Below are 26115 nucleotides of genomic sequence, written 5' to 3'. Positions count from 1 at the left end.
TGGCTGCACGCGGGGGTCCTGCGGCGCAGGCGGCCGGGCCCGGGGCCAGGCTCAGTCCGCCGCGGGAGGCTCCACCGGCAGCAGCTGCGGCCGCTTGGCGGAGCGCCCGTCGCCGGAGGACCGGCCCTGCACGCGACGTCGCACCCAGGGGCCGGCGTGCTCGCGCACCCAGCGGCCGTGCTCGCGGGCCCCGGCGACGAACCCGGGCGGCTGCTGCGGGGGGAGGGGGACGTGCCAGTCCGCCTCCTGGGGGTCGTGGCCGAGGGCGGCGTAGGCGGCCAGGGCGACCCGCCGGTGACCCTCGGAGGTCATGTGGATCCGGTCGTCGGCCCACATCCGCCAGTCCTGGAGGAAGTCGCAGGCCCACTGGTTGAGCACGAAGCAGCCGTGGCGCTGGGCGATCGACCAGATGTGCGCGATGTAGACCGCCGCCCGGCCGCGGGTGCGGCCGATGACCGGCGCGCCGACCGGGTCCGTGGGCGTGGCCATGAGCACGTCCGCGCCGGTGGCCCGGATGCGCGCGACGGCCTGCTCCAGCTGGGCCGCCAGGGCGTCCACGTCCGCCGTCGGCCGCAGGATGTCGTTGCCCCCGCCGACGATGCTGACCAGGTCAGGCCCGAGGGCCAGCGCGGCGTCCAGCTGGGGACCGGCCACGTCGGCGAGCTTGCGCCCGCGCACGGCCAGGTTGGCGTAGGACAGCTGGGGAGCGTGCGGCGCGAGCAGCGAGGCCAGCCGGTCGGCCCAGCCGACGAACACGTCGGGGTCGTGTGGGGAGGCGTCGCTCATCCCCTCGGTGAAGGAGTCGCCGATCGCGACGTAGCGCGACCACGCGCGCGGCTCCGGGCGGACGCTGCCGGCCCCGCCGTGCACGGCGGCGCGCGGGGGCAGGGACGGCAGGCCGTCGCTCAGGGTCATGGCAAACTCCAGTCGATCGGGTCGGCCCCCTGCTGCCGGAGCAGGGTGTTGGTGCGGCTGAACGGGCGGCTGCCGAAGAACCCGTGCCGGGCCGACAGCGGGGAGGGGTGCGCGCTCTCCACGCGCGGCACGCCGCCGAGGCGGGCGGCCAGGCCACGGGCGTCGCGTCCCCACAGGACGGCCACCAGCGGGCCGCCGCGGCGCACGAGGGCGTCGATCGCCAGCTCGCTGACCTGCTCCCAGCCCCGTCCCCGGTGGCTGGCCGGGGCGCCCGGCCGCACGGTGAGCACGCGGTTGAGCAGCAGGACGCCCCGCTCGGACCAGGGGCCGAGGTCGCCGGTCGAGGGGGCGGGGCAGCCCAGGTCGTCCACGAGCTCGGCGAAGATGTTCTGCAGGCTGCGGGGCAGCGGGCGCACGTCGGGGGCCACCGAGAAGCTCAGCCCGACGGCGTGGCCGGGGGTGGGGTAGGGGTCCTGCCCGACGACGAGCACGCGCACGTCCGGCAGCGGCTGCCGGAAGACCCGCAGGACCTGGGGCCCGGGGGGCAGGTAGCCGCGGCCGGCGGCCAGCTCGGCGCGCAGGAAGTCCCCGAGCTCCCGGACGGTGTCCGCGGCCGGGGAGAGGGCGTCGGCCCAGCTGGGGTGGACCAGCTCGGTCAGCGGGGCGGAGTCGGGCACCGGGACAGGGTATGCGGTGGCGCTGGGGGCGGCGAGGGGGCGCCGGGACGGCGTGGGAGGCCGGTCCGCCGCCGGGGGGCTACAGCTCGATGCCCAGCCGGCGGGCAGAGCGGCTGCGCTGGCGGGTGGCGCGCTGACGGCGCAGGCGCTTGATGAGCAGCGGGTCGTGCGCCAGGGCGGCCTCGCTGTCGATGAGCTGGTTGAGCAGCTGGTAGTACCGGGTGGGGCTGAGGTCGAAGAGCTCCTTGACCGCCTCCTCCTTGGAGCCGGCGTGCTTCCACCACCGGTGCTCGAAGTCGAGGATCCTGCGGTCGCGGTCGGAGAGGTCCGTCCCGACATCGTTGACCCGCGGGGCCGCGCCCATGAACACTCCCTCTCGTCCCGGTGGTGCCTGGCCTCGCCGGTGCCAGAGCCGCTCGAACTGGCCGTCAGTCTACGACACCCGAATTGCACGTGTGTCATTTGCCGGGCATGTCCGGTGGGTCGTCGGACCCCGTCCGTCCCGGTGGTCCCAGACGCCTCAGGCGTCCCCCGCGAGCGGGCAGGGAGGCGGCGGGGGCGACCTGCCCGCCGGTCTGTCCACCGGGGTCGATAGCGTGCTCTCCGACGTGGGGCCAACGGCGGCCCCGCCCGGCACCAGGAGGTCGTCAGCCCGTGCAGACCGACGTCGAGATCGCCCAGTCCGCCCGCCTGCGCCCGATCGGCGAGATCGCCGAGGGGCTCGGCCTGGGCCCGGAGGACTACGAGCCCTACGGGCACGACAAGGCCAAGCTGTCACTGGACGTGCTCGACCGGCTGGCCGGCCGGCCCGACGGCCACCTCATCCTGTGCACGGCGATCAACCCGACCGCCGCGGGGGAGGGTAAGACGACCACCAACGTCGGGCTCTCGATGGCCCTCAACCGGCTGGGGCACCGGGCGATCACGACCCTGCGCGAGCCCTCCCTGGGGCCCGTCTTCGGGATGAAGGGCGGGGCGGCCGGCGGCGGCTTCGCCCAGGTGGTGCCGATGGAGGACATCAACCTGCACTTCACCGGCGACTTCCACGCCATCACCTCGGCGCACAACCTGCTCGCGGCGCTGCTCGACAACTCCGTCCACCAGGGCAACCCGCTGGGCATCAACCCCAAGCGGGTCAGCTGGAAGCGGGCCCTGGACATGAACGACCGCTCGCTGCGCAACATCGTCGTCGGCCTGGGCAAGGTGGGTGACGGTGTGGTCCGGGAGTCCGGCTTCGAGATCACCGTCGCCAGCGAGATCATGGCGGCCCTGTGCCTGGCCACCGGGGTCGAGGACCTGAAGGAACGTCTCGGCCGGATGGTCGTGGCGCAGACCTACGACAAGCAGCCGGTCACCGCGGCCGACCTCGACGCGGCCGGCGCGATGGCGCTGCTGATGAAGGACGCGGTCAAGCCCAACCTGGTCCAGACACTGGAGAACACGCCGGCGATCATCCACGGCGGGCCGTTCGCCAACATCGCCCACGGCAACAACTCGGTGCTGGCCACCCGCACCGCCCTCAAGCTGGCCGACTACGTCGTCACCGAGGCCGGGTTCGGCGCCGACCTGGGGGCCGAGAAGTTCTTCGACATCGTCGTCCCGGCCGGCGGGCTGACCCCTTCGGCGGTCGTCCTCGTCGCCACCGTCCGCGCCCTCAAGCTCAACGGGGGGATGGACAAGAAGGCGCTGGCCACCGAGGACCTCGAGGCGCTCGGCCGCGGCGTGGTCAACCTCGAGCAGCACCTGGAGAACCTGCAGAAGTTCGGCGTCCCGGTCGTCGTCGCCCTCAACCGCTTCCCCACGGACACCGACGCCGAGCTGGACCTGGTCCGGGACCGCTGCGCCCAGCTGGGCGCACCGATGGCGCTCTCGGACGTCTTCGCCCGGGGTGGCGAGGGCGGGGAGGAGCTGGCCCGGGCGGTCGTCGAGCTGTGCGGCCAGGAGAGCAGCTTCGCCCCGCTCTACGAGCCGGCCGACGACCTGCTCACCAAGATCGGGACGGTGGCCCGGGAGATCTACCGCGCCGACGGGGTCGACCTGGCCCCCGCGGCGCGCACGCAGCTGGCCGACCTGCAGGCGCAGGGCCACGGCCACCTGCCGGTGTGCATGGCCAAGACGCAGTACTCCTTCTCCGACGACCCCACCCTGCTGGGCGCGCCCCGCGGGTTCCGGATCACCGTGCGCGAGCTGGTCGTCAACGCCGGCGCCGGGTTCGTCGTGGCCCTGACCGGCGACATCCTGCGGATGCCCGGTCTGCCGAGGGTCCCGGCGGCGGTCGGGATGGACATCGCCGAGGACGGCACCATCACCGGGCTGTCCTGAGCCGGGCGGCGAGGAGCGCACGCTCGGGCCGTCCCGGCGGCGCGGAGGCACGTGCCGCCCGCCCGTAGACTGGGGGCATGGCAGAAGTCACCTGGCGCAGCGTCGCGCCCGGGGTGTACGTCCGACGGCACGAGGAGCTCAACCTCAACTGCGGGCTGGTCGTGGGGCAGGACCGCGCCCTGCTCGTGGACACCCGCAGCTACCACCAGCACGGGGTCGAGCTGGCCGCGGCCGTCCGGGAGATCACCGACCTGGAGGTCACGGTCGTCAACACCCACGCCCACTACGACCACTGCTTCGGCAACTCCGCTTTCCGCGACTCCCAGATCTACGCACACGTCGGCGCCGTGGACGACCTGCGCCGCACCGCCGAGCACCAGCGGGAGCAGATCGTGGCGCACATGCGGGCCACCCACCGGGAGGGGATCGCCGAGGAGATCCTGGCCACCGAGATCGTGCTGCCCTTCTACCTGGTGGAGCAGGACACGCCCCTCGACCTGGGCGGGCGCAGCGTCGAGCTGCTGTTCGCCGGACGGGGCCACACCGACCACGACCTGGCCGTGTCCGTGCCCGACGCGGGCGTCGTCTTCGCCGGGGACCTCGTGGAGGAGGGGGCCGACCCGATGATGGAGGACGCCTTCCCCCAGGAGTGGGCCCCCACCCTGCGCGCCCTGCTGGCCAAGGGGTCGGCGGAGCAGGCCGACGTCTGGGTCCCGGGGCACGGGGCCGTCGTGGACCGTGGCTTCGTCGAGGACCAGGCCGCCCGGCTGGCCCAGCTCGGGGAGCGCTTCGACGAGGTCCTGTCGGGCGGGCTGGCGGGCGTGGACGCCCTCGTCAGCGCCGGGCGCGGCCTGGGGCTGGAGGACCAGACGCTGCGCGACGCGGCGGTGCGGGCCCTCGAGCTGCGCTGACCCACGGTCCCCGGTCAGGGCCCCACCGGTCCCCCCGGACGCGCCCGCCCGGCATTTGCACTCGGAGGGGTCGAGTGCTCATCATGGTCCTAGCACTCTCGACACGAGAGTGATAAGACCGACCGGCAGTGTCGAGGGTCGGGAGCCCGGGCGACGTGAGCCCGTGGGGACCGGCTCGTCCGTCGCGGGCGACACCGCTGGTCACCGCCCATCAGCGTGTGGAGGACAGACCACGATGGCCAAGACCATTGCATTCGACGAGGAGGCTCGTCGCGGGCTCGAGAAGGGCATGAACACCCTTGCCGACGCCGTGAAGGTGACCCTGGGCCCCAAGGGCCGCAACGTCGTGCTCGAGAAGAAGTGGGGTGCGCCCACCATCACCAACGACGGTGTGAGCATCGCCAAGGAGATCGAGCTCGAGGACCCCTACGAGAAGATCGGCGCCGAGCTGGTCAAGGAGGTCGCCAAGAAGACCGACGACGTCGCCGGTGACGGCACCACCACCGCGACCGTCATCGCCCAGGCGATGGTGCGCGAGGGCCTGCGCAACGTCGCGGCCGGCGCCAACCCGATGGCGCTCAAGCGCGGCATCGAGGTGGCCGTCCGCGCCGTGAACGACGAGCTGCTCGGCATGGCCAAGCCGGTCGAGACCAAGGAGCAGATCGCCCAGTCGGCGTCCATCTCCGCGGCCGACGAGGAGATCGGCGGCATGATCGCCGAGGCCATGGACAAGGTCGGCAACGAGGGTGTCATCACCGTCGAGGAGTCCAACACCTTCGGCCTGGAGCTCGAGCTCACCGAGGGCATGCGGTTCGACAAGGGCTACATCTCGCCCTACTTCGTCACCGACACCGACCGGATGGAGGCCGTCCTGGAGGACGCCTACGTCCTGGTCGTCAACTCCAAGATCTCCTCGGTCAAGGACCTGCTGCCGCTGCTGGAGAAGGTCATGCAGTCCGGCAAGCCCCTGGCGATCATCTCCGAGGACGTCGAGGGCGAGGCCTGGCGACCCTGGTCGTCAACAAGATCCGCGGCAACTTCAAGTCGGTCGCCGTCAAGGCCCCCGGCTTCGGCGACCGTCGCAAGGCCATGCTGGGCGACATCGCCATCCTCACCGGTGGCCAGGTCATCTCCGAGGAGGTCGGGCTCAAGCTGGAGACCGCCGACCTCGACCTGCTGGGCACCGCCCGCAAGGTCGTCGTCACCAAGGACGAGACCACCATCGTCGAGGGCGGCGGCGACGCCGACCAGATCGCCGGTCGGGTCTCCCAGATCCGCACCGAGATCGACAACAGCGACTCCGACTACGACCGCGAGAAGCTGCAGGAGCGGCTGGCCAAGCTGGCCGGCGGCGTGGCGGTCATCAAGGCCGGCGCGGCGACCGAGGTCGAGCTCAAGGAGCGCAAGCACCGCATCGAGGACGCCGTCCGCAACGCCAAGGCCGCGGTCGAGGAGGGCATCGTCGCCGGCGGCGGCGTGGCGCTGATCCAGGCCTCCAAGGCCTTCGAGGGTCTCTCGCTCGAGGGTGACGAGGCCACCGGCGCCAACATCGTCAAGGTCGCCATCGAGGCCCCGCTCAAGCAGATCGCGATCAACGCCGGTCTCGAGGGTGGCGTCGTCGCGGAGAAGGTGCGCAACCTGACCCCCGGCGAGGGACTCAACGCGGCCACCGGAGAGTACGGCGACATGCTGTCCTTCGGCGTCGCCGACCCGGTCAAGGTGACCCGCTCCGCCCTGCAGAACGCGGCCTCCATCGCGGCCCTGTTCCTCACCACCGAGGCCGTCATCGCCGACAAGCCGGAGAAGACCCCGGCCATGCCGGCGGGCGCCGACGGCGGCATGGGCGGCATGGACTTCTGATCCGCTGACGGATCGGAGCACAGCGCGCCCGCGTTCCTCGCGGGCGGTCAACGCACCGACGGGGCGGTCCCTCCCACCGGAGGGGCCGCCCCGTCGGCGTGCCACGGGACGCCCTCGGGTGGACGGCCGGGACCGGTCGCCCCGTCCCTGCGCGTCAGCCCGGCTGGAACCGCATCCGGTTGGTCTGCTCGACCAGCTCGTAGTCCTGGCCGGCGCTGCGCAGGGTGGTGGAGATCTGCTGCAACGAGGCGCGCACCCGCTCCTGGGTCGCGCTCCAGTCCTGGGTGACGGACTGGAAGCCGGCCGAGGCCGACCCCTGCCAGCAGTCCTGCAGCGCGGTCAGGCTGCCCATCATCGCGCGCACCTCGGCCTCGATCGTGGTCGCGATCCGCTCGATGTCGCCCGAGGCAGCGGCGATCCGGGCCGTGTCGACGGCGAACGTGTTGCTCATGACTCATCCTCCTCGTGGCGGCCGGTCGGCCCCCTCGCCCCCCGACGGTAGGCCTCCCACGCGCACGACCCGGTGAGTTGTCCACAGCTCCCCGGCCGCAGCCCCACCCCCCGCACCTTCCCCCCGCACCCGTGCCCGACGGGCGCGACCGCATACCCGGGCACCGGTAGTCTCGGACGCATGACCGGACGCTCGATCACCCTGTTCGCCCTCGCGGCGCTGCTGGAGATCGGGGGTGCGTGGCTGGTCTGGCAGGGGATCAAGGAGCACCGGGGGGTGGCTGTTCGTGGGGATCGGGGTCGTCAGCCTGGGGCTGTACGGGGTCGTGGCCGCGTTCCAGCCGGACGCGCACTTCGGCCGGGTCCTGGCGGCCTACGGCGGGGTGTTCATCGTCGGGTCGCTGCTGTGGGGCATGGTGGCCGACGGCTTCCGCCCCGACCGCTGGGACGTGCTCGGGGCGCTGACCTGCCTCGTGGGCGTCGCGATCATCATGTACGCGCCGCGGTCGCTGCCATGACCGTCCTCATCGACCCGCCCCTGTGGCCGGCCCACGGGCGGCACTTCTCCCACCTGGTCAGCGACAGCTCGCTGGCCGAGCTGCACGCGTTCGCGCGGGCCGCGGGCCTGCCCGGACGGGCCTTCGAGGGCGACCACTACGACGTCCCCGAGGAGCGGTATGCCGCGCTCGTCGCCGCGGGGGCGGTGCCGGTGCCGGCGACCGAGCTGGCCCGGCGGCTGCGGGACAGCGGCCTGCGGTTCCGCAAGCGACGGGGGGAGCGCCCGCTCGCCCGGGTGGAGAACGGGCTCGCCGCGGCCACCTCGGCCCCGCACGTGCTCGACGTGCTCGCCTCGGGGATGGAGCAGACGCACGCCGGCGCGGCCGTCGTCCTCGTCCGCCGGGACGCGTGGATGGCCCTGGTGCGCAACGCGACCCGTCCCGGCTGGGCGCCGCCCGGGGGCAAGCGCGAGCGTGGCGAGACCGTGCGCGAGGGGGCGGTGCGGGAGGTCGTCGAGGAGACGGGTCTGGTGCTCGACCCCGCGGAGCTGGTGCCGGTCGGCTACGAGCGCATCACGGTGGCCCCCGGGGCCGACCCGCGGCCCTTCGACACCGGGGTCAACCACCTGCAGGTCTTCGGGGCGGTGCTGGACACCGACGGTCTGCCGCCCCTGCGGCCCGACCTCGACGACGTGCTCGAGGCCGGGTGGTTCACCCGGGGGGACGCCGACCGGATGACGGCCCACGAACCTGGTGGCCGCTGGTCGACTGGTGGTGGGACCGGGCCGAGCTCACTGCCCGTCGGTGAGGTCGGCGAGCTCCCCGGCGAGATTGCGCCGCGCCCGCTCCGTCCAGCGGCGGTGGCCGTGGGTGGTCCGGTAGAGCCGGTCCCGTCCCGCAAAGGCGCGCAGCACCGCGGCCCGCCCCGAACGGAAGGAGTCGTCGGGCACGTGGGCATACTCCTCGCGCACCTGACGGCGGTAGGCGGCGTACCGCTCCGGCGGGGCCGAGAGGATCCACAGGTCGGCGTCGTGGACGGCGTCGAGCACGGCGAGGGGCCCGGCGTCGGGTGCCACCTCGTGGGTGGCCGTCATCAGCACCCCCTCCTCGACGACGTCGACTACGACGTCGTCGGCCCCGAGGTGGTGCAGGTGGTCCCGCGCCAGGGTGGCGCTGCGGTGCTCGTTGCTCCCTGCGGCCGCCCGCGGGTCGTGGGCCAGGTCGTGGTACCAGGCGACGGTGCGCGCGAGGAGGGCCTCCTCGGGGGACAGCGGGACGGCGCCCTCGAGCTCGTCGAGGGCGGCCAGCATCTCCTCCAGGTGCTGGACGGTGTGGTAGCGCCGGTGCGCCTCGGTCCACCCGGCCAGCAGCCGGGAACCCTCGCCCAGCCACCGGTCGCGCCCTGCGTGCGGGGCCAGCTCGGCGGCGTCGAGGAGCCAGCGGTCCAGCAGGAGCTCAGGGTCGGTCCTCATGGTCGTCCACCCTGCCAGGACACCGACGCGACGGCGACCGCGGCAGGTGCCGGGCCGCCGTCGGTGGGTCGTGGGGGCTCAGCGCTTGACGAGCGAGTCCGCCAGGTCGGCCAGCGTGTCGGCCAGGTCCGCCCGGGCGTCGTGGGCGCTGCTGAGCAGGCCCTTGACGCCCTTCTCGGCCTTGTGCGACCCCGAGCCGACGGCTCCGGTGACGCCGCTGGCCACGGCCCCGGCCGCGCCCGTGACACCCCCGGCGACGGCCTCGGCGGCGTGCTTGGTGCCGGAGAGGAAGGACTGCATCGCCAGCGTCAGCCCCGCGCCGACCAGCCACACGTCCTTGGCGACGGCGGTGCCCTCCTGCGTGGGCCGGATGCCGTCGTCCTGGGTCATCCCCGGGGTGTTCAGGTACATCCCCACCAGGCCGGCGCCGAACGCCGTGAGAGCCCCGCCGGCGATCGCGGACGGGACGGTCGGCAGCAGCAGCAGCGCCCCGACGCCGATCTCGCCGTAGCCCAGGAGCTTGGTGAAGTCGGCCGGCTTCATGTCCTTGAACACCGGGTAGACGCTGGAGGCCCAGCCGTGCATCTGCTCGGCGGCCTCCTGGTCGGCCTTGAGCTTGGTCAGCCCGGAGTTGACGATGAAGGCGCCGGTGGTCAGCCGCAGCGGGACGTGGGTGGGGTGCATGGTTGCTCCTCTTCGGTGGGGGATCTTCGTCTGGTCCCACGGTATGCCGTGCGCCGGGACGGTGCTACCCCGGCGTCACCCGGTCATGGATGCCTATTGTTATAGAGCAACTAGAACTATAGGGTGGGCTTCGTGCTCATCCGGATCGACACCCAGGACCCGGAGCCGATCTACCTGCAGATCGCCCGGGACGTCCGTCGCGCGCTCGCCTCCGGGAGCCTGGGCATCGGTGACCGGCTGCCGGCCGCGCGTGAGCTGGCGGAGTCGCTCGACGTCAACATGCACACGGTGCTGCGCGCCTACGCCGACCTGCGCGACGAGGGCGTGATCGAACTTCGACGTGGCCGCGGCGCGGTCGTCCTCGCGACGCCCTCGACCCCGGACGAGGTGAGCACCGCCGCCCGCCACCTGGTGGACCTCGCCCGGCGGCACGGCATACCCGTGTCCGAGCTGCACCACGCCCTCGACGCCCTCGACGCCATCCCCGACGAAGGAGCATCCCGATGACGAGCCCGACCCAGTCCCTCTCCGCCGAGGAGCATCGGGTCCGGCGGGCCCATCTGCTCGTGTGCGTCGCGCTTGTCGCCACGGTCGCCACCACCTACCTCGCCGTCGTGGCGCTCGTCGGGGGTGACCTGCCGGACCGGCTCGCCGTGCACTTCGGCGTGGACGGCGTGGCCGACGGCAGCATGGACCGCCGCGCAGCGCTGCTGGTCTTCGGGGTGTTGGCGGTCGGCCTGCCGGCGGTGCTGCTGGCGGTGTTCGCCGTCGGGCAGTGGTGGCGTGGCGCGTCGGCCCGGATGACGTCGGCGCTCGTGTGCGGGCTGTCCGCCGGGCTGGCGTCGCTCTTCCTCGGCCTGGTGTGGCGGCAACGGGCCCTGACGGACGTCAGCGGGCTGACGATGACGCCGTCGATGGCGCTGTGGCCGTTGGTGGCCGCGTTCGGGGTGGGGCTGCTCGCGGCCTCGCTGCTGCCGCGGAACCTGCCGCAGCCGGACCCCCAGGCGGTCGACCCGCTGGTCATCGCGGCGGGCGACCGGGTGTCGTGGTTCGGCCAGGTCCGCACGACGCAGCTGGTGCTCTGGGTGCTCCTTGCCGGCGTCCTCGTCGTGGTGGTCGCGACGCTGCTGTCAGGGCAGTGGTGGCTCGCGCCCGTGGCCCTGCTCGGGGTGCTCCTGGTCGCGGCGACGACCTCGTTCCGGGTGACGATCGACCGCGACGGCCTCCGGTGGCGTTCGGCGCTGGGGCTGCCCCGCGGGCAGGTGCCGCTGTCCGCGGTGACGGGCGTGAGCGTGGTCGACGTGCGTCCCGGCGACTACGGCGGCTACGGGATCCGCACCGTGCCAGGGGCCACCGCCGTGGTCACCCGGCACGGGCCGGCGCTGCAGGTGCTCCGGGGGGAGGGGCGACGGTTCGTCATCACCGTCGACGACCCGGCCGTTGCCGCCAGCGTCCTGGAGGGCCTGCGCCGGCGAGCTGCGCGACCATGACCCGGTCGGGCCCCGCTCCATGTCGTGCCGTCGCCGCGTCGGTCTCCTACGCCGAGCCGTCGTCGGTCGGTGCCAGGGCGTCCGGCAGCGGGTCCGCGTGGACCACGGTCAGGCCGCTGACGGCGCGGGTGAGCACGATGTAGAGGCGCCGCAGCCCGCTCCGCCCGTCCGGCTCGGCCTCGGCGATCACCGCAGGCTCGGTCACGACCACCTGGTCGAACTCCAGGCCCTTGGCCACCGTTGCCGGCACGAGATGGACCGGCAGGATGCGCTCCTCGGCGTGCGAGCCGTCGAGCACCTCGTGCTCCAGGCCGGCCGCGGCCAGAGCCGCGCCGACCCGGTCGATCCAGGCGTCGGGGACGATCACCCCGACCGACCCCTCGTGCGCCGAGGCGGCCCGTGCGGCGTCGGCGGTCCCGGCCACCGCGTCGTCGACCTTCACCACGTCCAGCCGGCCGGTGCTCGACCGTACCGGCCTGGGCGCCCCGAGGCCGGGGGCCATGTGCGGGAGCAGACGAGCCGCGTACCCGATCACCGACGCGGGGACGCGGAAGCCGCGGTCGAGCACCTCCAGGTGCACGTCGTTACCGCCGAGGGGCTTGCCGAGGTGCGTCAGCGACTCCGCCCAGGAGCCGGTGGCCCACGGGGTGGTGCCCTGGGCGATGTCGCCGAGGACGGTCAGGGAGCCCGTGGAGGCACGACGGCCGACCGCGCGCAGCTGCATCGGGGACAGGTCCTGGGCCTCGTCGAGGATCACGTGCCCCAGGCTGGGCGTGCGCTCGAGCAGGTCGGCGACCTCGTCGAGCAGCGGCAGGTCGGCGATGCTCCACCGGGCCGACCCCGGGGACCGGGGTGCCCTGTCCCACACCAGGTCCTGCTGGTCCGGGGCGAGCCCCTCGCCGGTGCCCAGCACGTGGGCCAGGACGGCGGCAGGCGTGAGCTGCGGCCACACCTGCTTGACGTAGGCGGTGACCGGGGCCGACCGTGCGACGGCGTCCTGCACCCGGTCGTCGGGGGAGTCGCCGGCACGCTCCATCTCCAGCAGGACCGCGTGCGCGAGGCGCCGGGGCAGCATGGCCCGGGCGGCGCCGTAGCGCACGCCGCGCGTGCGCAGCTCATCCAGGATGTCCTGGACCTGGTAGGCGGGCACCCGCCACCGGCGTGACCCACGGGGCACGACGAGGGGCTCGGTCGCCGGCCGGACGTGCGACCAGACCGCGTCGGAGAGCACCTGCGCCATGCGTGCCTCGCCCTTGAGCCGGGCGACGGAGGGCGGGTCGACGGTCCGCACGCGGGCGTGCGCGAGCAGCTCCTCGACGGTGGTGTGCCGCACCGAGATCTCCCCGAGCGAGGGCAGGACCGCCCCGACGTGCTCGAGGAAGGCACGGTTGGGCCCCACGACCAGCACGCCGGACCGGGACAGCCGGTCGCGGAAGGCGTAGAGCAGCCAGGCCGCCCGGTGCAGGCCGACCGCGGTCTTGCCCGTGCCGGGCGCGCCCTGGACGCAGATGGTGGCGCCGACGTCGGCTCGGACGATCTCGTCCTGCTCGGGCTGGATGGTGGCGACGATGTCGCGCATCGGGCCGATGCGGGGGCGCTCGATCTCGCGGGCCAGCAGGCGCGATCCGACGGCCTCGACCGGTGCGTCCTGCCGGTCCCGCTCCTCCGGGACGAGCCACTCGTCCTCCAGCGCGGTGATCTGCCCACCCTCGACCCCGAAGCGGCGGCGGCGCCGGACGCCCATCGGGTCCGTGGGACCGGCCCGGTAGAACGGCGTGGACACGTCGGCCCGCCAGTCGACGACGACCGGGTCGCCGGAGGCGTCCGTCACGTGGCGCCGGCCGATATGGAGCCGGTCCTCGCCGACGGGGCCGGTGGTGTCGATGCGGCCGAAGAAGAGGGTGGTGCCAGGGTCGTCCTGGAGGGCCCTGGCCCGCAGCCAGAGGGTGCGCGCCAGCGCCTCGCCGGCGATCGCGTCGCCCGCGTCGGCGCCGAGGGAGAGGGTGTGCTCGCGCATCCGGGCGAGCTCGGCCCGGGCCCGGGCCAGGTGGGCGCGCTCGGCGGCGAGCTCGTCCTCGGGGGTGTGGACCGGCCCGGGGGGCTGGGAGGCCGGAGGTCGGCCAGGGGCAGGAGGCGGGGGAGGGGCAGATGGTGGAGCAGGCACGACGAGACCTCGGGAAAGGAGGGGGAGGCGTGACGATACACCCGCCCGCGGCCTCCGGTCCTGCCCTGTGCAGAACCGGTGCCCTGGCACGCGACACGCCGCAGCGCTGCCGGCACGGTGCGCGACACGCCGGGGCTGCTGGGCCGGTGGTGCGCGACACGCCGGGGCTGCTGGGCCGGTGGTGCGCGACACGCCGGGGCAGGTCGGGCCCACGCTGGGCGACGCGGGGTCAGGAACGTGTCGGTCAGGGTCGGCGCGCGCGCAGGGGGCGGACCATCGGCCGGCGGCCCCGGTGGCGTTCGACCGCCTCCTCGTAGTGGCCTACGAGCGTCTCGGTGGCCGCCCGCCACGAGTGCGTCTCGGCGTCCTCGCGGGCGGCCCGGCCCATCCGGCCCCGCAGGTCGGGGTCGGTCAGGAGCCGGTGCAGCCGGTCGGTGAGGGTGTCGGTGTCGCCGGGCCGGACCAGGAAGCCGGTACGTCCCTCGTCGACGACGAACGGGATGCCGCCGGCGTCGGCCCCGACGACCGGCACGCCGCTGGCCATCGACTCCAGCGCGACCAGGCCGAGGGTCTCCGTGGTCGAGGGGAAGGCGAAGACGTCCGCCGAGGCGTAGGCCGCAGCCAGGTCCTGTCCCCCGAGGTAGCCGGTGAACACCGTCGGTGTCCCGGCGAACATCCGCTCCAGCTCGGCCTGTCCCGGACCGGAGCCGACGAAGGCCAGCCGGGCGCCCGTCGCCGCCAGTCGGCGCGCCGGCTCGAGCAACTGGTCCAGGTCCTTCTCCCGGGACAGCCTCCCCACGTAGAGGACCAGCGGCGCGTCCGGCTCACCTCCGGTGAGGCGGTGGCGCATCTGCTCCGTGCGCGCGTCCGGGTGGTAGGTGACCGTGTCGACCGCCTTGGGCCACAGGTCCACCTCCCGGATGCCGACCTGGCGGGCGCGGTCGACCATCTGCCGGGAGGTGCACAGGTTGACCTCGGCGAGGTTGTGCATCCCGGTGATCCAGCCCTGCGAGGGTGCCCGCAGGAGCGAGAGCCCGTTGCCCAGGCGCGTCGTGTACGACGGCACGTCGTGTGGAAGCTGGCCAGGAGCGGCAGGTTGCGCCGGCGGGCGGACAGCACGCCGTAGGCCGCCAGCCACACCGGGTTGACCGCGTGCACGACGTCGGGCTGGAAGGCCATCATCTCCCGCGCGATCCGGGCGGTCGGCAGGCCGACCTTGATCTCGGGGTACCAGGGTCGGAAGGAGACCGACCGGACCTTGACGACGCGGTGCGGGCCGTAGCTCGCCGGCGGGTCCCCGGGCGCGAAGACCAGCGCCGTGTGGCCGAGCTCGGTCAGCTGGTCGAGGGTGCGGGTGATGCGGGTGACGACCCCGTCGACCTTGGGCAGGAAGACCTCGGTGAACAGCGCGACGCGCACAGGGGTATGCCGTCGCTCAGGCGGACTGTGGGGCGGCGGCCTCCGCGGGGCTCGAGGTCGGCGACGGTCCCGGCCCCGACGGAGGGGTGGGCACCCGGGAGGTGGGCACGCCCGGCTGCTGCTCCACCGTCCACACCGAGGTGCAGGGGATCTTGTCCAGGTCGGCCCGGTCGGCGTAGCGCCGGGCGACGTCCTCGACCTCGAGCAGGAGGCCCTCCTCGAGGAGGGTCGGCTCCAGCCCCAGGTCCAGGAAGGTGTCGTTGCTGACGTGCAGCTCGTTCTCGGCCGCCTCGTGCCGGGGGTTGGGGACCAGCTCGACGGCGGCGTCGCTGATCCGGGCGACCATCTCGGCCAGGTCCCGGACCCGGTGGGTCTCGGTCATCTGGTTGAAGATCTTCACCCGGTCGCCGCTCTCGGGCGGGTTGTCGAGGGCGATCTCCACGCACCGGACCATGTCGCGGATGTGGATGAAGGCCCGGGTCTGGCCACCGGTGCCGTGGACGGTCAGGGGGTAGCCGACGGCGGCCTGCATGAGGAAGCGGTTGAGCACCGTGCCGTAGTCGCCGTCGTAGTCGAACCGGTTGATCAGCCGCTCGTCGCGCAGCGTCTGGTCGGTGTGCGTCCCCCAGATGATGCCCTGGTGCAGGTCGGTGATCCGCAGCCGGTCGTTCTTGGCGTAGTAGGCGAACAGCTGCTGGTCCAGGCACTTGGTCATGTGGTAGATCGAGCCCGGGTTGGTCGGGTACAGCATCTGCTGGCCGATCCGCTCGCCCTGGTCGGTCGTGACCTCCACGTCCAGGTAGCCCTCCGGGATCTTCATCCCGGCCGTGCCGTAGCCGTAGACACCCATCGTGCCCAGGTGCACCAGGTGGGCGTCCACGCCCGACTCGACGAGGGCGCAGAGCACGTTGTGCGTGGCGTTGGTGTTGTTGTCGACCGTGTAGCGCTTGTGGGCCGGCGACTTCATCGAGTAGGGGGCGGCGCGCTGCTCGGCGAAGTGCACCACGGCGTCGGGCCGTTCGGTGACGAGCAGGTCCAGGAGGGCGTCGTAGTCCTGGGCCACGTCCACCTGGGCGAACCGGATCTCCCGGCCGCCTCCCTCGTGCCAGGCCGCCAGCCGCTCCTCGGGGGAGACGATGGGGGTGAGCGAGGAGGCGCCGAGCTCCTCGTCGATCCGGCGCCGGGACAGGTTGTCGACGATGAGGACGTCGTGGCCGAGGTCGGACAGGTGCAGGGACGCGGGCCAGCCGCAGAACCCGTCACCGCCCAGGACGGCGATCTTCACGTGAGCACTCCTTGTCGCAGGGTCGCCGCGGCGTGGCACGGCGGTGGGGTGAGCGTATCAACGCGGCTCGCCGGCACCCGCCCTCGGCGGCTGGACCTCCGCGTCGTCGAGCCCGGGCACGGCGGGGTTCTCGTCCGCCGGCACGACCTCGACGCCGTCGGCCGCCACGACCGTGGCCCTGTCGGTGGCCACGACGGTCCCGCCCTCGGCGACGACGGTGCCGCCCTCGGCGACGACCGGCCGGGCCTCGTCGACGTGCAGCTCGGCGTCCTCCCCGAGGGTGCCGTGGTACTCCACGACGTAGTCGGGCTGAGCCGGGTGCTCGATCTCCGGCGCGTTCTCCGGCTCGGTGCCGTGGACGTAGTCGGGGGCCACGACCACCACGTCCTCCAGGGTGCCCTCCTCGGAGCGACGCTGGAACTCCTCCGGCGGCAGCACCTTGCGCCAGCGGCGGGTGGTCAGCACGCCGACCTCGCCGGCGTCCTCGCGCAGCGCGCGCAGCAGCGAGTAGATCTGCAGGTAGCCGAAGACGAAGAACGGCAGGCCGATGAGGATCGCGGTGTTCTGCAGGGCGGTCAGTCCCTGGGCGCCGGTCGCAGTGAGCAGGATCGCGGCGATGACGCCGATGGCGACCACCCAGAAGACCCGCTGGTGCACCGGCGACTCCTGCTCGTGGCCGCTGCCCATCGTGTCCATCACCAGGGCCGCGGAGTCGATGGAGGTGATGAAGAAGAGCACGACGACGAGCACGCCGACCGCGGAGGTGATCGAGGCCAGCGGGAAGTTGGCGAGGAATTCGAACATCGCCCCCGGGATGTCGCCCTCGTCGACGACGGCCTCGACCAGCCCCCCGTCCCCGTTCAGCTCGATGTCGAAGACGCCCATGCCGAAGATGCCGAACCAGACGACGGAGAAGAGCGTGGGGAAGGCCAGCACGCCGAAGACGAACTGCCGGATCGTCCGGCCGCGGGAGATGCGGGCGATGAAGATGCCCACGAACGGCGACCAGGTGATCGTCCACGCCCAGTAGAAGACCGTCCAGCCGCTCTGCCAGCCGGTGTCGGCCAGGGTGTCGTTCCAGAACGCCAGCTGGGGCAGCATCGACAGGTAGGTGCCGGCCGACTCCACCATCCCCTTGAGCATCATCACGGTCGGTCCGGTCACGAGGATGAAGACCAGCAGGCCCACGGCGATGAGGATGTTGGTGTTGGACAGCCGCTTGATGCCCTTGTCCAGGCCGAGGGCCACCGAGACGGAGGCGACGATCGACACCGCGGTGATGATGAGGATCTGCGACAGCGCGGACTCGGAGACGCCGAAGAGCCGGGCCAGCCCGCTGTTGATCTGCATGGTGCCCAGGCCGATGGAGACGGCCACGCCGAACAGGGTGCCGACGATCGCCAGGATGTCGATGGCCCGGCCGACCGGACCGTGGATCCCCTCGCCGAGCAGCGGCTGGAACATCGAGCTGACCCGCGGCGGCAGGTTGCGCTTGTACATGAAGTAGCCGAACGCCAGGGCCGGCAGGGTGAAGATCGTCCAGGTGTGCAGCCCGAAGTGGTAGAGCGTGAAGCCCATCGCCTCGGTGGCCGACTCCATCGACGCCGGCTCCACGCCCTGGCGCGGCGGGTTGGCGAAGTGGTTGACCGGCTCGGCCACGGCCCAGAACATGAGGATCGTCCCGATCCCTGCCGCGAAGAGCATGGCGAACCAGGACAGGTTGGAGTGCCCCGGCCGCTCGTCGTCCGCCCCCAGACGGACTTGACCGAACCGGCTGACCGCCAGGTAGAGCAGGAACAGCAGGAAGACGGTGACGCCCAGGACGTAGAACCAGCCCAGGTTGGTGATCAGCCAGGCCGAGCCGCCGGCGAACAGGGCGTCCATCTGCTCGGTGAGCAGCAGGGTCGCCAGGACGAACAGGACGATGAGTCCCGCCGACCCGAAGAACACCACCGGGCTGGTGCGCAGTCGCAGCGCGTCGTGCAGTCTCGTGAGCATCGTCGTCTCCTCGTGCGGGCGCAGGCTGCGGCCGCCGGTCGGGGTCGGGGGGGTCGAAGGACCGCGACGACGATACAGAGAGTGCTCCGGTCTGCGGAATCAGCCCCGGTCGGGGCGGGTCGCCAGGGTGACGGTCACCTGGACCCGCTCCCCGTCGCGGACCACCTCGAGCTCGACCTGCTCCCCGGACGCGCGCTCGCGCACCTGGCCCACCAGGGCGATCGCCGAGCGCACCTGCTCCCCGTCGATGGCCACGACGAGGTCCCCGTCCTGGATGCCGGCCTCCGAGGCGGGGGACCCGGGCTCGACCTGGCGGACCTCTGCCCCGGTCAGGGCCGCGCCGTCGGCCTCGGCCGCCCCGTCGCGCAGACCCACCCCGAGGAAGGCGTGCTCGGCGGTGCCGTCGGCGATGAGCTGGTCGGTGATGACCTGCACCTTGGCCGCCGGGATCGCGAAGCCGATGCCGATGGAGCCGGCCTGCGACGCTCCCGCGGCAGGCAGCGCGGCGATCGAGGAGTTGATGCCGACGAGCTCGCCCGCGGCGTTGACGAGGGCACCGCCGGAGTTGCCCGGGTTGATCGCGGCGGAGGTCTGGATCGCGTTGGTCACCACCTCGGTGGCCACCGGGTCGCCGCCGGGCGTGGTGCCGGTCGCGCGGGTGGTGACCGGCCGGTCGAGCGCGCTGACGATCCCGGTGGTGACCGTCCCGGACAGGCCGAGAGGGTTGCCGATCGCCATGACCGGGTCGCCCACGGCCAGGGCACCGTCGTCGCCGACCGCGACCGGCTCCAGGTCCGCCGGGGCGTTCTCGAGGGCCAGCACGGCCAGGTCGCTCGAGGGGTCCTGGCCGACCACCGAGGCGGGGTAGCGCCGCCCGTCGGAGAGGACCACCTGGACCTGCTCGGCGGCGCCCACGACGTGGGCGTTGGTCACCACGTGCCCCTGGGTGTCCCACACCACGCCGGAGCCGGACCCCTGGCCCTGGCGTCCGACGACGTCGATGGAGACGACGCCGGGGGTCACCGAGGCCGCCACGGCGGCCCAGTCCTGGTCCTCGGCGAAGGAGACGGGAGTGCCGTCGGCGGCACCGTCGTCGACGGAGTCCTGCCCCGCCTCCGGTGCGCCGTCCTGCCCCGCCTCCGGTGCGCCGGCGGTGGTCGCCGTCGGGTCGTCGTCGATGCCCTGCACCGCGGCGTACGTCCCGACGGAGGCGAGCACCGCCGAGAGCAGGGAGGCCGCCAGGACGTCGACCCACCGGCGTCCGCCACGGCGGCGACGGGGCGACGCCGGCGGCTGCTGGGCGGTGGTGTCCGGGTCGGTCTGGGGGGTCGTCATGGTCACCATGGCAGCACGTCCTGGTGGATCTGTCCTGAGGGCCCGCTGGACGTCGGCTGGGAACCGGGCCGCGGCCCAGGGGGGCAGAGAACCACAGCGCCGGTGGTGCGTGGGTCACGAACTGGTCGCGCCGAGGTTGCTTTCGGATAACGATGACGCCCTGGAGGCCCCGGACCGGGGTCGGGCGGTTGAGTGGTCCACGAGCCTCTGGCACGGTCTTGGGGTACCAGTCAGTCCAATCGGGGCGACGTGTTCCCCGCGGCGGTCTCGCGCGCGGTGGGGAGGCATGTGCCTCGTCCAACCGAAAGGACCGTGGTCGACCATGACCCAGCACACCATCCGCAGCGGCGGCACGCCCGCCCGCCGCCGCGTCTCCCTCATCGCGGCCGTGGCGGCCGCCGGTCTCGGCCTGGCGGCCTGCGGCGACGGTGGCGACACCGGCGGCGAGGGCGGCGGCGACGAGGAGGCCTCGACGCTCGAGCGGCTCCAGGAGGAGGGCACCATCAGGGTGGCCTTCGCCGGGGAGATCCCCTACAGCTACGAGGAGGACGGCGAGCTCACCGGCGCCACGATCGCCCTCGACCGGGAGATCTTCGCCGCGATGGGCATCGACGAGGTCGACGGCCAGCTCGTCGAGTGGGACGCGCTCATCCCCGGCCTGAACGCCGGTGAGTACGACGCGGTGTCCGCGGGCATGTCGATCCTGCCGGACCGCTGCGAGCGGGCCGCCTTCGCCGAGCCGACCATCATGTACACCAGCACCCTCATGGTGCCCGAGGGCAACCCGGAGGGACTGAGCGACTTCTCCAGCTTCGAGGGCAACGACCTGACGCTCGCCGTCCAGTCCGGGGCGATCGAGCAGGGGTTCGCCGACGACATCGGCCTGGAGAACACCATGACGGTCAACTCCGCGCAGGACGGGATGGACGCGGTGTCCAGCGGCCGCGCGGACGCGTTCTCGCTGACCAACATCACGCTCTCGACGATGGTCGAGGAGAACCCCGACGCCGGGGTGGAGACGGTCGGAGGGTTCGTCGCCGAGGTCGACGGCGTCAAGCAGATCAGCGCGGGCTCGACGGTCTTCCGCCCGGAGGACACCGAGCTGCTCGAGGCCTACAACGAGGAGCTGGCCACGGTCGTCGGCGACGCGGACCGCTTCGAGGAGGTCGTCGGCGAGTTCGGCTTCACCGACGCCGAGCGTCCCCCGGAGGGCCTGACCGCCCAGATGCTCTGCGACGGTGACCTGGAGGCCGCGAACGAGGCTGCCGACCAGGCCGACGGCTGAGTCGTCGGTCCGTGACCGAGTTCTTCTCGGACCTCGGCACGGCCCTGCCGAGACTGCTGGGAGAGGGTCTGCGCGACACTCTTCTGTCCTTCCTCGGCGGGGCCGTGCTGATGGTGATCGTCGCCGTCGTGCTCGGCGTGGCGATGCACCAGGGGCCCCGGTGGCTGCGGGTCGTCGCGCGGGTGGTCGTGGAGTTCTTCCGCGGCACCTCGCTCGTGGTCCAGCTGTTCTTCCTCTTCTACGTCCTGCCCAACCTGACCGGCCTCGGCAGCCTGGGCGGCACGTGGACGGCCATCCTGGCCCTGGGGCTGAACTACGGCGCCTACGGGGCCGAGGTGGTCCGGGGCTCGCTCAACGCCGTCCCGGCGGGGCAGTGGGAGACCGCCACGGCCCTGTCGATGCCCTGGGCCACCAAGATGCGCCGGATCATCTGGCCGCAGGCCTGGGCCCTGATGCTCCCGGGGTTCAACAACCTCATGGTCATGCTCGTCAAGGGCACCGCCGTCGTCGGGCTGGTCCTGCTCAACGACCTCACCTTCGAGTCCGAGCAGGTGCGCCGCGAGGTCGGCACCTGGCCGGCCTTCCTGGCGGCGCTGCTCATCTACTTCGTCATCGCCTGGGTGGTCTCGCTGGCCCTGCGTGCCCTGGAGGCCCGGGCCCAGCGTCGCCTCGGGCTCGGCGACTTCGAGGTGCGCAAGGCCAGGCAGGACGCCGACCAGGTCATGGCGGGCGGCGTCCCCGACGACCAGGACGGGCGGTGATCTGAGATGTTCGAGACCGAGCTCTTCCTGGAGGCCCTGCCCATCCTCGTGATGGCCTTCCTCGAGGTCACCCTCGTGGTCACCGTGACCAGCTCGTTGCTGGCCGCCGTGCTGGGCCTGGTGTGGGCGATCGCCCTGCGCGAGCTGCCCGGGGCGCTGGCCCGGCCGCTGGCGTTCGTCCTGGACTTCATCCGGATGACGCCCCTGCCGGTCCACCTGCTGGTGATCTACTACGCCTTCACCCAGCTGAGCCCGATGACGGTGGGCATCCTCGTGTTCGGGGTGCACTACTCGACCTACATGGCCGAGTCCTACCGCGCCGGGATCGAGTCCATCCGCAAGGGGCAGTGGGAGGCCGCCAAGGCCCTGTCGTTGCCCCCGGCCCGGACGTGGCGTGCGGTCATCCTGCCGCAGGCGATCCGCAACACGCTGCCGTCGCTGGGCAACTGGGCCATCGCGATGTTCAAGGACACCCCGTTCCTGATCTTCATCTCGGTGCCGGAGATGGTCACCCGTGCGCGCGAGTTCGGCGGGCAGAACTTCTCCTACATCGAGGCGATGACCCTCGCCGGCCTGCTCTTCCTGCTGGCCAGCTATCCCACCGCGGTCCTCATGCAGAAGCTGGAGAAGAAACTTGCCTACTGACCCGGACCACCGACCCACCACCGACGCCCGGACCTCCGAGGAGGAGCCCCGGGTCCGGTTCGAGGACGTGCACAAGAAGTTCGGCCGGACCACCGTCCTGGAGGACCTCAACTTCGTCGTCGGACGCGGGGAGCGGGTGACCCTCATCGGGCCGTCCGGCTCCGGCAAGACGACGATCCTGCGCCTGCTGATGACCCTGGAGACGCTCACCGGCGGCTACATCTGGGTGGACGGGGACCCGCTCACCCACGACCGGCGCGACGGGAAGCGGGTCGAGCTGCGGCCCAAGCAGGTCGCCCAGGTGCGCAAGCGCATCGGCATGGTCTTCCAGCAGTTCAACCTGTTCCCCAACATGACCGTCCTGCAGAACATCGTCGAGGCGCCGGTCCACGTGCTGGGCCAGAGCCGGGAGCAGGCTGCCGAGAACGCGCTCTCGCTGCTGGAGAAGGTGGGGCTGCGGGAGCGCGCCGACGCCCATCCCACCGAGCTCTCCGGTGGTCAGCAGCAGCGGGTGGCGATCGCCCGGGCGCTGGCGATGGACCCGGAGATCCTCCTGCTCGACGAGGTCACCTCCGCCCTCGACCCCGAGCTGGTGGGCGACGTCCTCAACGTGCTCAAGGACGTGGCCGCCAGCACCGACATCACCATGCTCATCGTCACCCACGAGATGCAGTTCGCGCGCGACGTGTCCAACCGGGTGATGATGTTCGACGGCGGGCGCGTGCTCGAGGAGGCGCCGCCCGAGCAGCTCTTCTCCAACCCGCAGCACGAACGGACCCAGAAGTTCCTCGAGGCCGTCGTCTGACCAGCCGGGGCCGGCCGGCAGGCCGGGCCCCCTGCGCGTCGGCCCGGCCGGCTCAGGAGCCCGTCGACACCTCGTCGACGGGCTCCGGCACGTCCGCCCCGTCGGGCGCGGCCGCCGGCAGCTCGACCCGGAAGGTCGCACCGCCGCCCGGCGTGGGCCGGTGCCGCACCGACCCGCCGTGGCGGGCCACGATGGCGGCCACGATCGCCAGGCCCAGCCCGGTCCCGCCCGAGGCCCGGCTGCGGGAGCGGTCGGCCCGGTAGAAGCGCTCGAAGGCCCGCTGCGACGCGTCGTCGTCGAGGCCGTTCCCGTGGTCGCGGACCTCCACGGCCACCGTGCCGTCCACCCGCCCCACGGCGACCTCGACCGGCGTGCCGGCGGGGGTGTGGGTCAAGGCGTTGGCCACCAGGTTGGTCAGCACCTGGCGCAGCGCCCCGTCCTCGCCCACGACGACGCAGGGGGCGGAGCGCTCCGCGTCCTCCAGGGCCACCAGCCGCACCGTCCGGTCCGGCGTCCGGACGCGGGCGTCCTGAACGGTGTCGGAGGCGAGCACGGTCAGGTCGACCCGCGTGGGCGACATCGGCGGCTCGGAGTCCAGCCGGGTCAGGGTGAGCAGGTCCTCGACGAGGCGGGACATCCGGGTGGCCTCGTCCTCGATCCGCCGCATCGCCCCCGGGACCTCGCTCGGCGGCACCGCACCGACCCGGAACAGCTCGGCATACCCCTTGACCGTGGCCAGCGGCGTGCGCAGCTCGTGCGAGGCGTCCGCCACGAAGTCGCGCATCCGGCGCTCGGACCCCTGCCGGACCGCGAACGAGTGCTCGATCTGGGCCAGCATCCGGTTGAGCGAGTCGGCCAGCGAGCCGACCTCGTCGTTCGTGCCGCGCGGGGGGATCCGGCGGGTGAGGTCCCCGGCCGCGATGGCGGCCGCGGTGTCCTCGATCCGGGTCAGCGGACGGAAGGCCCGGCGCACGGCGAACCACCCCAGCACCCCGACGAGGACCAGGGTGGTCAGCCCGATGACCGCGGTCAGCCAGGCCAGCTGCCGCACGGTGCTCTCCACGCTCGTCAGCGGCAGCGCCACCGCGATCGTCCCCCCGGTGCGGCCCTGCCCGTCGGTCAGCTGGGCGGCCAGCACCCGCCAGGACCCGACCCCGTCCTCGCCCCGGACGGTGAAGTGCTCGCCGAGCCGGGAGTCGTCCACGTCGACCCGGTCCAGCGCGGGCATGCTCACCTCGAGACGGCGCGGCTGGAAGACCCGGGTCTGCGCGGGGGCGTCCGGGTCGGCCGGGGTGAAGACGACCACGTAGGGGTTGGGCGGCACGAACGTCTGCTGCTCCAGGCCCACCTGCTCGCCGGTGGCCTCCTCGACGATCTGGCTGTAGGTCCGCTGGGCCAGCGGCTCGATGTAGGCGCCCAGGTCGGCGTCGGCCCGGTCCACGAGGTAGCCGCGCAGCATCATCAGGGACACCGACGTGGTGAGGACGTAGGCGGCCAGCACGAGCAGCACCACCACCGCGACGAGCCGGTGGGTCAGCGACAGGCCGTGCAGCCGCTGGTAGGTCCACCCCTTCAGCCGGCCGACCACCGCCCGGACCTCAGGCCGGGCGGGGCGCGCGCAGCACGTAGCCCACGCCCCGCTTGGTGTGGATCAGCGGCTCGCCGACGACGTCGATCTTGCGACGCAGGTAGGAGATGTAGGACTCCACGATGTTCATCTCGCCACGGAAGTCGTAGTCCCACACGTGGTCCAGGATCTGGCTCTTGGACAGCACCCGGCCCGGGTTGAGCATGAGGTAGCGCAGCAGCTTGAACTCGGTGGGGGAGACCTCGATGACCTTCCCCGCGCGGCGGACCTCGTGGCTGTCCTCGTCCAGCTCCAGGTCGGCCACGCGCAGCACGTGGTCGTCGTCGGGGTCGACCAGCCGGGTGCGCCGCAGGACGGCCCGGATGCGGGCCACGACCTCCTCGAGGCTGAACGGCTTGGTGACGTAGTCGTCGCCGCCGACGGTCAGGCCCTTGATCTTGTCGTCGAGGGAGTCGCGCGCCGTGAGGAAGACGATCGGCAGGTCGGCGCCGCGCTCGCGCAGCGTCCGGGTGACGCTGAACCCGTCCATGTCGGGCAGCATGATGTCGAGCACGGCCAGGTCGATCTCGTGCTCCCCGGCCAGCTGCAGGGCGGTCCGTCCGTCGGGGGCCGCGTGCACCTCGAAGCCGGCGAAGCGCAGGCTCGTGGTGAGCAGCTCGCGGATGTTCGTCTCGTCCTCGACCACCAGCAGGGTGGCCTCCGGCTCCTGGGTCGACGCGCTCATGGCCCCATCGTCCTCCTTCCCGCTGGGAGTCGTCTGGGAGCAGGCTGGGAGCCGCGTCCCGGGCGGTCGGTCGGGACCCGTCCGGCTCAGCCGGCGCTGCGGTCCAGGGGCGTGCGGTCCTCCCGCGCGGCCGGTGCCGGCTCGGCCGACAGCAGCCCGGCCCAGTCGGCCTCGAGCAGCTCGGCGGGGGTGCCGGCCACGTGCACCGCGCCGGCGTCCTCGAGTTCGACCCGGCCGAAGCCCCCGGACAGCAGCGCGACGCACGGGGCGTCCATCCGGGCGGCGGCGGTGACGTCGTAGGTGGTGTCGCCGACGACGAGGGCCGAGGAGCCGCCCGCCGCCTCGAGCGCGCTGGCGAGGATGTCCGGGGCGGGCTTGGAGTGCTCGGCGTCGTCGGAGCTGGTCGTGGCGGCGAGGGTGCCGCCGGGCAGGTCGAGCAGGCCCACGACGTGGTCGGTGAAGCGGGCCTTGCCGGAGGAGGCCAGCGCCACCCGCACGCCCCGGTCCGCCAGCAGCAGCACCAGGTCGCGGGCGCCGGGCAGGAGCACGATCTCGGGCAGGAGCCGGTCGTACTCCTCCTCCCACCGCTCCCGCAGGGCCTCGCCGTGCTGCTCCTCCACGTCGTCGCCGGCGACGGCGGCCACGAGCTTGTCGCCGCCCATCCCGATGGCCCGGTGCACCTGCACAGCGGGGGGGTGGAGGTCGTGCGCGGCGAAGGCGCGGGCCCACGCCAGCGCGTGGTGGTAGGTGGTGTCGGCGAGGGTGCCGTCGACGTCGAGCAGGACGGTGTCGTGGGGAGCCATGCCCCCATTCCACCCCGGTATGCCG

Annotated in this window: 22 protein-coding genes and 5 pseudogenes; 12 read left to right on the top strand and 15 right to left on the bottom strand. The window is 72.9% G+C overall.

All coding sequences use genetic code 11. The features are described 5' to 3' along the window. Positions 1 to 51: 51 nt before the first annotated feature. The 3 genes from BJF81_RS00320 to BJF81_RS18420 all read right to left on the bottom strand — a co-directional run bounded on the left by BJF81_RS00320 (position 52) and on the right by BJF81_RS18420 (position 1956). A complete protein-coding gene (locus BJF81_RS00320) occupies positions 52 to 915 on the bottom strand; it encodes an SGNH/GDSL hydrolase family protein (RefSeq protein WP_083663869.1) in 864 nt (287 codons plus the stop codon). After that, positions 912 to 1592: a uracil-DNA glycosylase gene (locus BJF81_RS00315; protein WP_075956676.1), complete on the bottom strand. Its 681-nt coding sequence runs from the start codon at positions 1590 to 1592 to the stop codon at positions 912 to 914. The genes BJF81_RS00320 and BJF81_RS00315 overlap by 4 nt, the downstream gene beginning before the upstream one ends. A 79-nt stretch (positions 1593 to 1671) precedes the next feature. Continuing rightward, positions 1672 to 1956 (bottom strand): DUF3263 domain-containing protein, encoded by a 285-nt coding sequence (locus tag BJF81_RS18420; RefSeq protein WP_075956706.1) that lies wholly within the window; start codon positions 1954 to 1956, stop codon positions 1672 to 1674. 290 nt (positions 1957 to 2246) lie between these two features. Here BJF81_RS18420 and BJF81_RS00305 point away from each other — a divergent pair, with 290 nt between their 5' ends. The 3 genes and pseudogenes from BJF81_RS00305 to groL all read left to right on the top strand — a co-directional run bounded on the left by BJF81_RS00305 (position 2247) and on the right by groL (position 6685). Then, a complete protein-coding gene (locus BJF81_RS00305; protein ID WP_075956675.1) occupies positions 2247 to 3914 on the top strand; it encodes a formate--tetrahydrofolate ligase in 1668 nt (555 codons plus the stop codon). Positions 3915 to 3991: 77 nt separating this feature from the next. Next, positions 3992 to 4825 (top strand): MBL fold metallo-hydrolase, encoded by an 834-nt coding sequence (locus BJF81_RS00300; RefSeq protein WP_075956674.1) that lies wholly within the window; start codon positions 3992 to 3994, stop codon positions 4823 to 4825. A 235-nt stretch (positions 4826 to 5060) separates the two neighbouring features. After that, positions 5061 to 6685, top strand: a pseudogene (gene groL / locus BJF81_RS00295) (chaperonin GroEL). A gap of 154 nt (positions 6686 to 6839) precedes the next feature. On the opposite strand, the gene BJF81_RS00290 reads toward groL, so the two are convergent. Next, entirely contained in the window at positions 6840 to 7136 is a 297-nt protein-coding gene (locus BJF81_RS00290) for a WXG100 family type VII secretion target (protein WP_075956673.1), read from the bottom strand. A 180-nt stretch (positions 7137 to 7316) separates the two neighbouring features. On the opposite strand from BJF81_RS00290, the pseudogene BJF81_RS00285 reads away from it, so the two are divergent. The 3 pseudogenes from BJF81_RS00285 to BJF81_RS21260 form a co-directional block, all read left to right on the top strand. After that, positions 7317 to 7653 (top strand): annotated as a pseudogene (locus BJF81_RS00285) (YnfA family protein). Next, positions 7650 to 7922 (top strand): annotated as a pseudogene (locus BJF81_RS00280) (DUF4031 domain-containing protein); the annotation flags it as partial. The pseudogenes BJF81_RS00285 and BJF81_RS00280, both read left to right, overlap by 4 nt. Positions 7923 to 7991: 69 nt before the next feature. Then, positions 7992 to 8354: pseudogene (locus BJF81_RS21260) on the top strand (NUDIX hydrolase); the annotation flags it as partial. Positions 8355 to 8423: 69 nt separating this feature from the next. Here the strand turns inward: BJF81_RS21260 and BJF81_RS00270 are convergent. Continuing rightward, positions 8424 to 9104: an HD domain-containing protein gene (locus BJF81_RS00270; RefSeq protein WP_075956672.1), complete on the bottom strand. Its 681-nt coding sequence runs from the start codon at positions 9102 to 9104 to the stop codon at positions 8424 to 8426. A gap of 78 nt (positions 9105 to 9182) precedes the next feature. Beyond that, entirely contained in the window at positions 9183 to 9788 is a 606-nt protein-coding gene (locus tag BJF81_RS18245; RefSeq protein ID WP_075956671.1) for a hypothetical protein, read from the bottom strand. Positions 9789 to 9920: 132 nt separating this feature from the next. Here BJF81_RS18245 and BJF81_RS00260 point away from each other — a divergent pair, with 132 nt between their 5' ends. Then, complete coding sequence (locus BJF81_RS00260; RefSeq protein WP_075956705.1) at positions 9921 to 10295, top strand: GntR family transcriptional regulator; 375 nt, start codon at positions 9921 to 9923, stop codon at positions 10293 to 10295. After that, positions 10292 to 11278: a DUF1648 domain-containing protein gene (locus tag BJF81_RS00255; RefSeq protein WP_075956670.1), complete on the top strand. Its 987-nt coding sequence runs from the start codon at positions 10292 to 10294 to the stop codon at positions 11276 to 11278. Before BJF81_RS00260 ends, BJF81_RS00255 begins: the two co-directional genes overlap by 4 nt. 46 nt (positions 11279 to 11324) lie before the next feature. Here the strand turns inward: BJF81_RS00255 and BJF81_RS00250 are convergent, their stop codons facing one another. The 6 genes and pseudogenes from BJF81_RS00250 to BJF81_RS00230 form a co-directional block, all read right to left on the bottom strand. Beyond that, entirely contained in the window at positions 11325 to 13442 is a 2118-nt protein-coding gene (locus tag BJF81_RS00250; protein WP_083663867.1) for an AAA family ATPase, read from the bottom strand. Positions 13443 to 13686: 244 nt separating this feature from the next. Next, entirely contained in the window at positions 13687 to 14508 is an 822-nt protein-coding gene (locus BJF81_RS00245) for a glycosyltransferase (RefSeq protein WP_237769926.1), read from the bottom strand. 35 nt (positions 14509 to 14543) lie between these two features. After that, a pseudogene (locus tag BJF81_RS18790) lies at positions 14544 to 14861 on the bottom strand (glycosyltransferase); the annotation flags it as partial. 16 nt (positions 14862 to 14877) lie between these two features. Next, positions 14878 to 16146, bottom strand: a complete 1269-nt coding sequence (locus tag BJF81_RS00240) for an NAD-dependent epimerase/dehydratase family protein (RefSeq protein ID WP_075956669.1) — start codon at positions 16144 to 16146, stop codon at positions 14878 to 14880. 57 nt (positions 16147 to 16203) lie between these two features. After that, positions 16204 to 18144 (bottom strand): BCCT family transporter, encoded by a 1941-nt coding sequence (locus BJF81_RS00235; RefSeq protein ID WP_237769925.1) that lies wholly within the window; start codon positions 18142 to 18144, stop codon positions 16204 to 16206. Positions 18145 to 18243: 99 nt separating this feature from the next. Continuing rightward, positions 18244 to 19479: a S1C family serine protease gene (locus BJF81_RS00230; RefSeq protein ID WP_237769924.1), complete on the bottom strand. Its 1236-nt coding sequence runs from the start codon at positions 19477 to 19479 to the stop codon at positions 18244 to 18246. A 322-nt stretch (positions 19480 to 19801) separates the two neighbouring features. On the opposite strand from BJF81_RS00230, the gene BJF81_RS00225 reads away from it, so the two are divergent. Genes BJF81_RS00225 through ehuA form a run of 4 tightly spaced genes read left to right on the top strand, consistent with a single transcriptional unit; the run spans position 19802 to position 22975 of the window. Next, positions 19802 to 20764, top strand: coding sequence for a transporter substrate-binding domain-containing protein (locus BJF81_RS00225; RefSeq protein WP_075956668.1), 963 nt, complete (start codon positions 19802 to 19804; stop codon positions 20762 to 20764). Between the two features lie 11 nt (positions 20765 to 20775). Continuing rightward, positions 20776 to 21525: an amino acid ABC transporter permease gene (locus BJF81_RS00220; protein WP_075956667.1), complete on the top strand. Its 750-nt coding sequence runs from the start codon at positions 20776 to 20778 to the stop codon at positions 21523 to 21525. Positions 21526 to 21531: 6 nt separating this feature from the next. Then, entirely contained in the window at positions 21532 to 22170 is a 639-nt protein-coding gene (locus BJF81_RS00215; protein WP_075956666.1) for an amino acid ABC transporter permease, read from the top strand. Next, positions 22160 to 22975 carry an ectoine/hydroxyectoine ABC transporter ATP-binding protein EhuA gene (gene ehuA / locus BJF81_RS00210; RefSeq protein WP_075956665.1) on the top strand — a complete coding sequence of 272 codons (816 nt, stop codon included), beginning with the start codon at positions 22160 to 22162 and terminating at the stop codon, positions 22973 to 22975. Before BJF81_RS00215 ends, ehuA begins: the two co-directional genes overlap by 11 nt. Before the next feature lie 52 nt (positions 22976 to 23027). Here ehuA and BJF81_RS00205 read toward each other — a convergent pair whose 3' ends face one another. The 3 genes from BJF81_RS00205 to BJF81_RS00195 form a co-directional block, all read right to left on the bottom strand. Then, the gene (locus tag BJF81_RS00205) at positions 23028 to 24563 is read right to left on the bottom strand and encodes a sensor histidine kinase (RefSeq protein WP_075956664.1); all 1536 of its coding nucleotides are present in this window, start codon (positions 24561 to 24563) and stop codon (positions 23028 to 23030) included. Positions 24564 to 24573: 10 nt separating this feature from the next. Beyond that, positions 24574 to 25287 carry a response regulator transcription factor gene (locus BJF81_RS00200; RefSeq protein WP_075956663.1) on the bottom strand — a complete coding sequence of 238 codons (714 nt, stop codon included), beginning with the start codon at positions 25285 to 25287 and terminating at the stop codon, positions 24574 to 24576. An 86-nt stretch (positions 25288 to 25373) separates the two neighbouring features. After that, entirely contained in the window at positions 25374 to 26090 is a 717-nt protein-coding gene (locus tag BJF81_RS00195) for an HAD family hydrolase (RefSeq protein WP_075956662.1), read from the bottom strand. Positions 26091 to 26115 lie beyond the last annotated feature (25 nt).

It is taken from the genome of Ornithinimicrobium sp. CNJ-824, assembly GCF_001942405.1.
Classification (GTDB): domain Bacteria; phylum Actinomycetota; class Actinomycetes; order Actinomycetales; family Dermatophilaceae; genus Ornithinicoccus; species Ornithinicoccus kibberensis.
The sequence above is the reverse complement of the archived record's forward strand: the minus strand, read 5'-3'. Positions and strand labels throughout refer to the sequence as shown.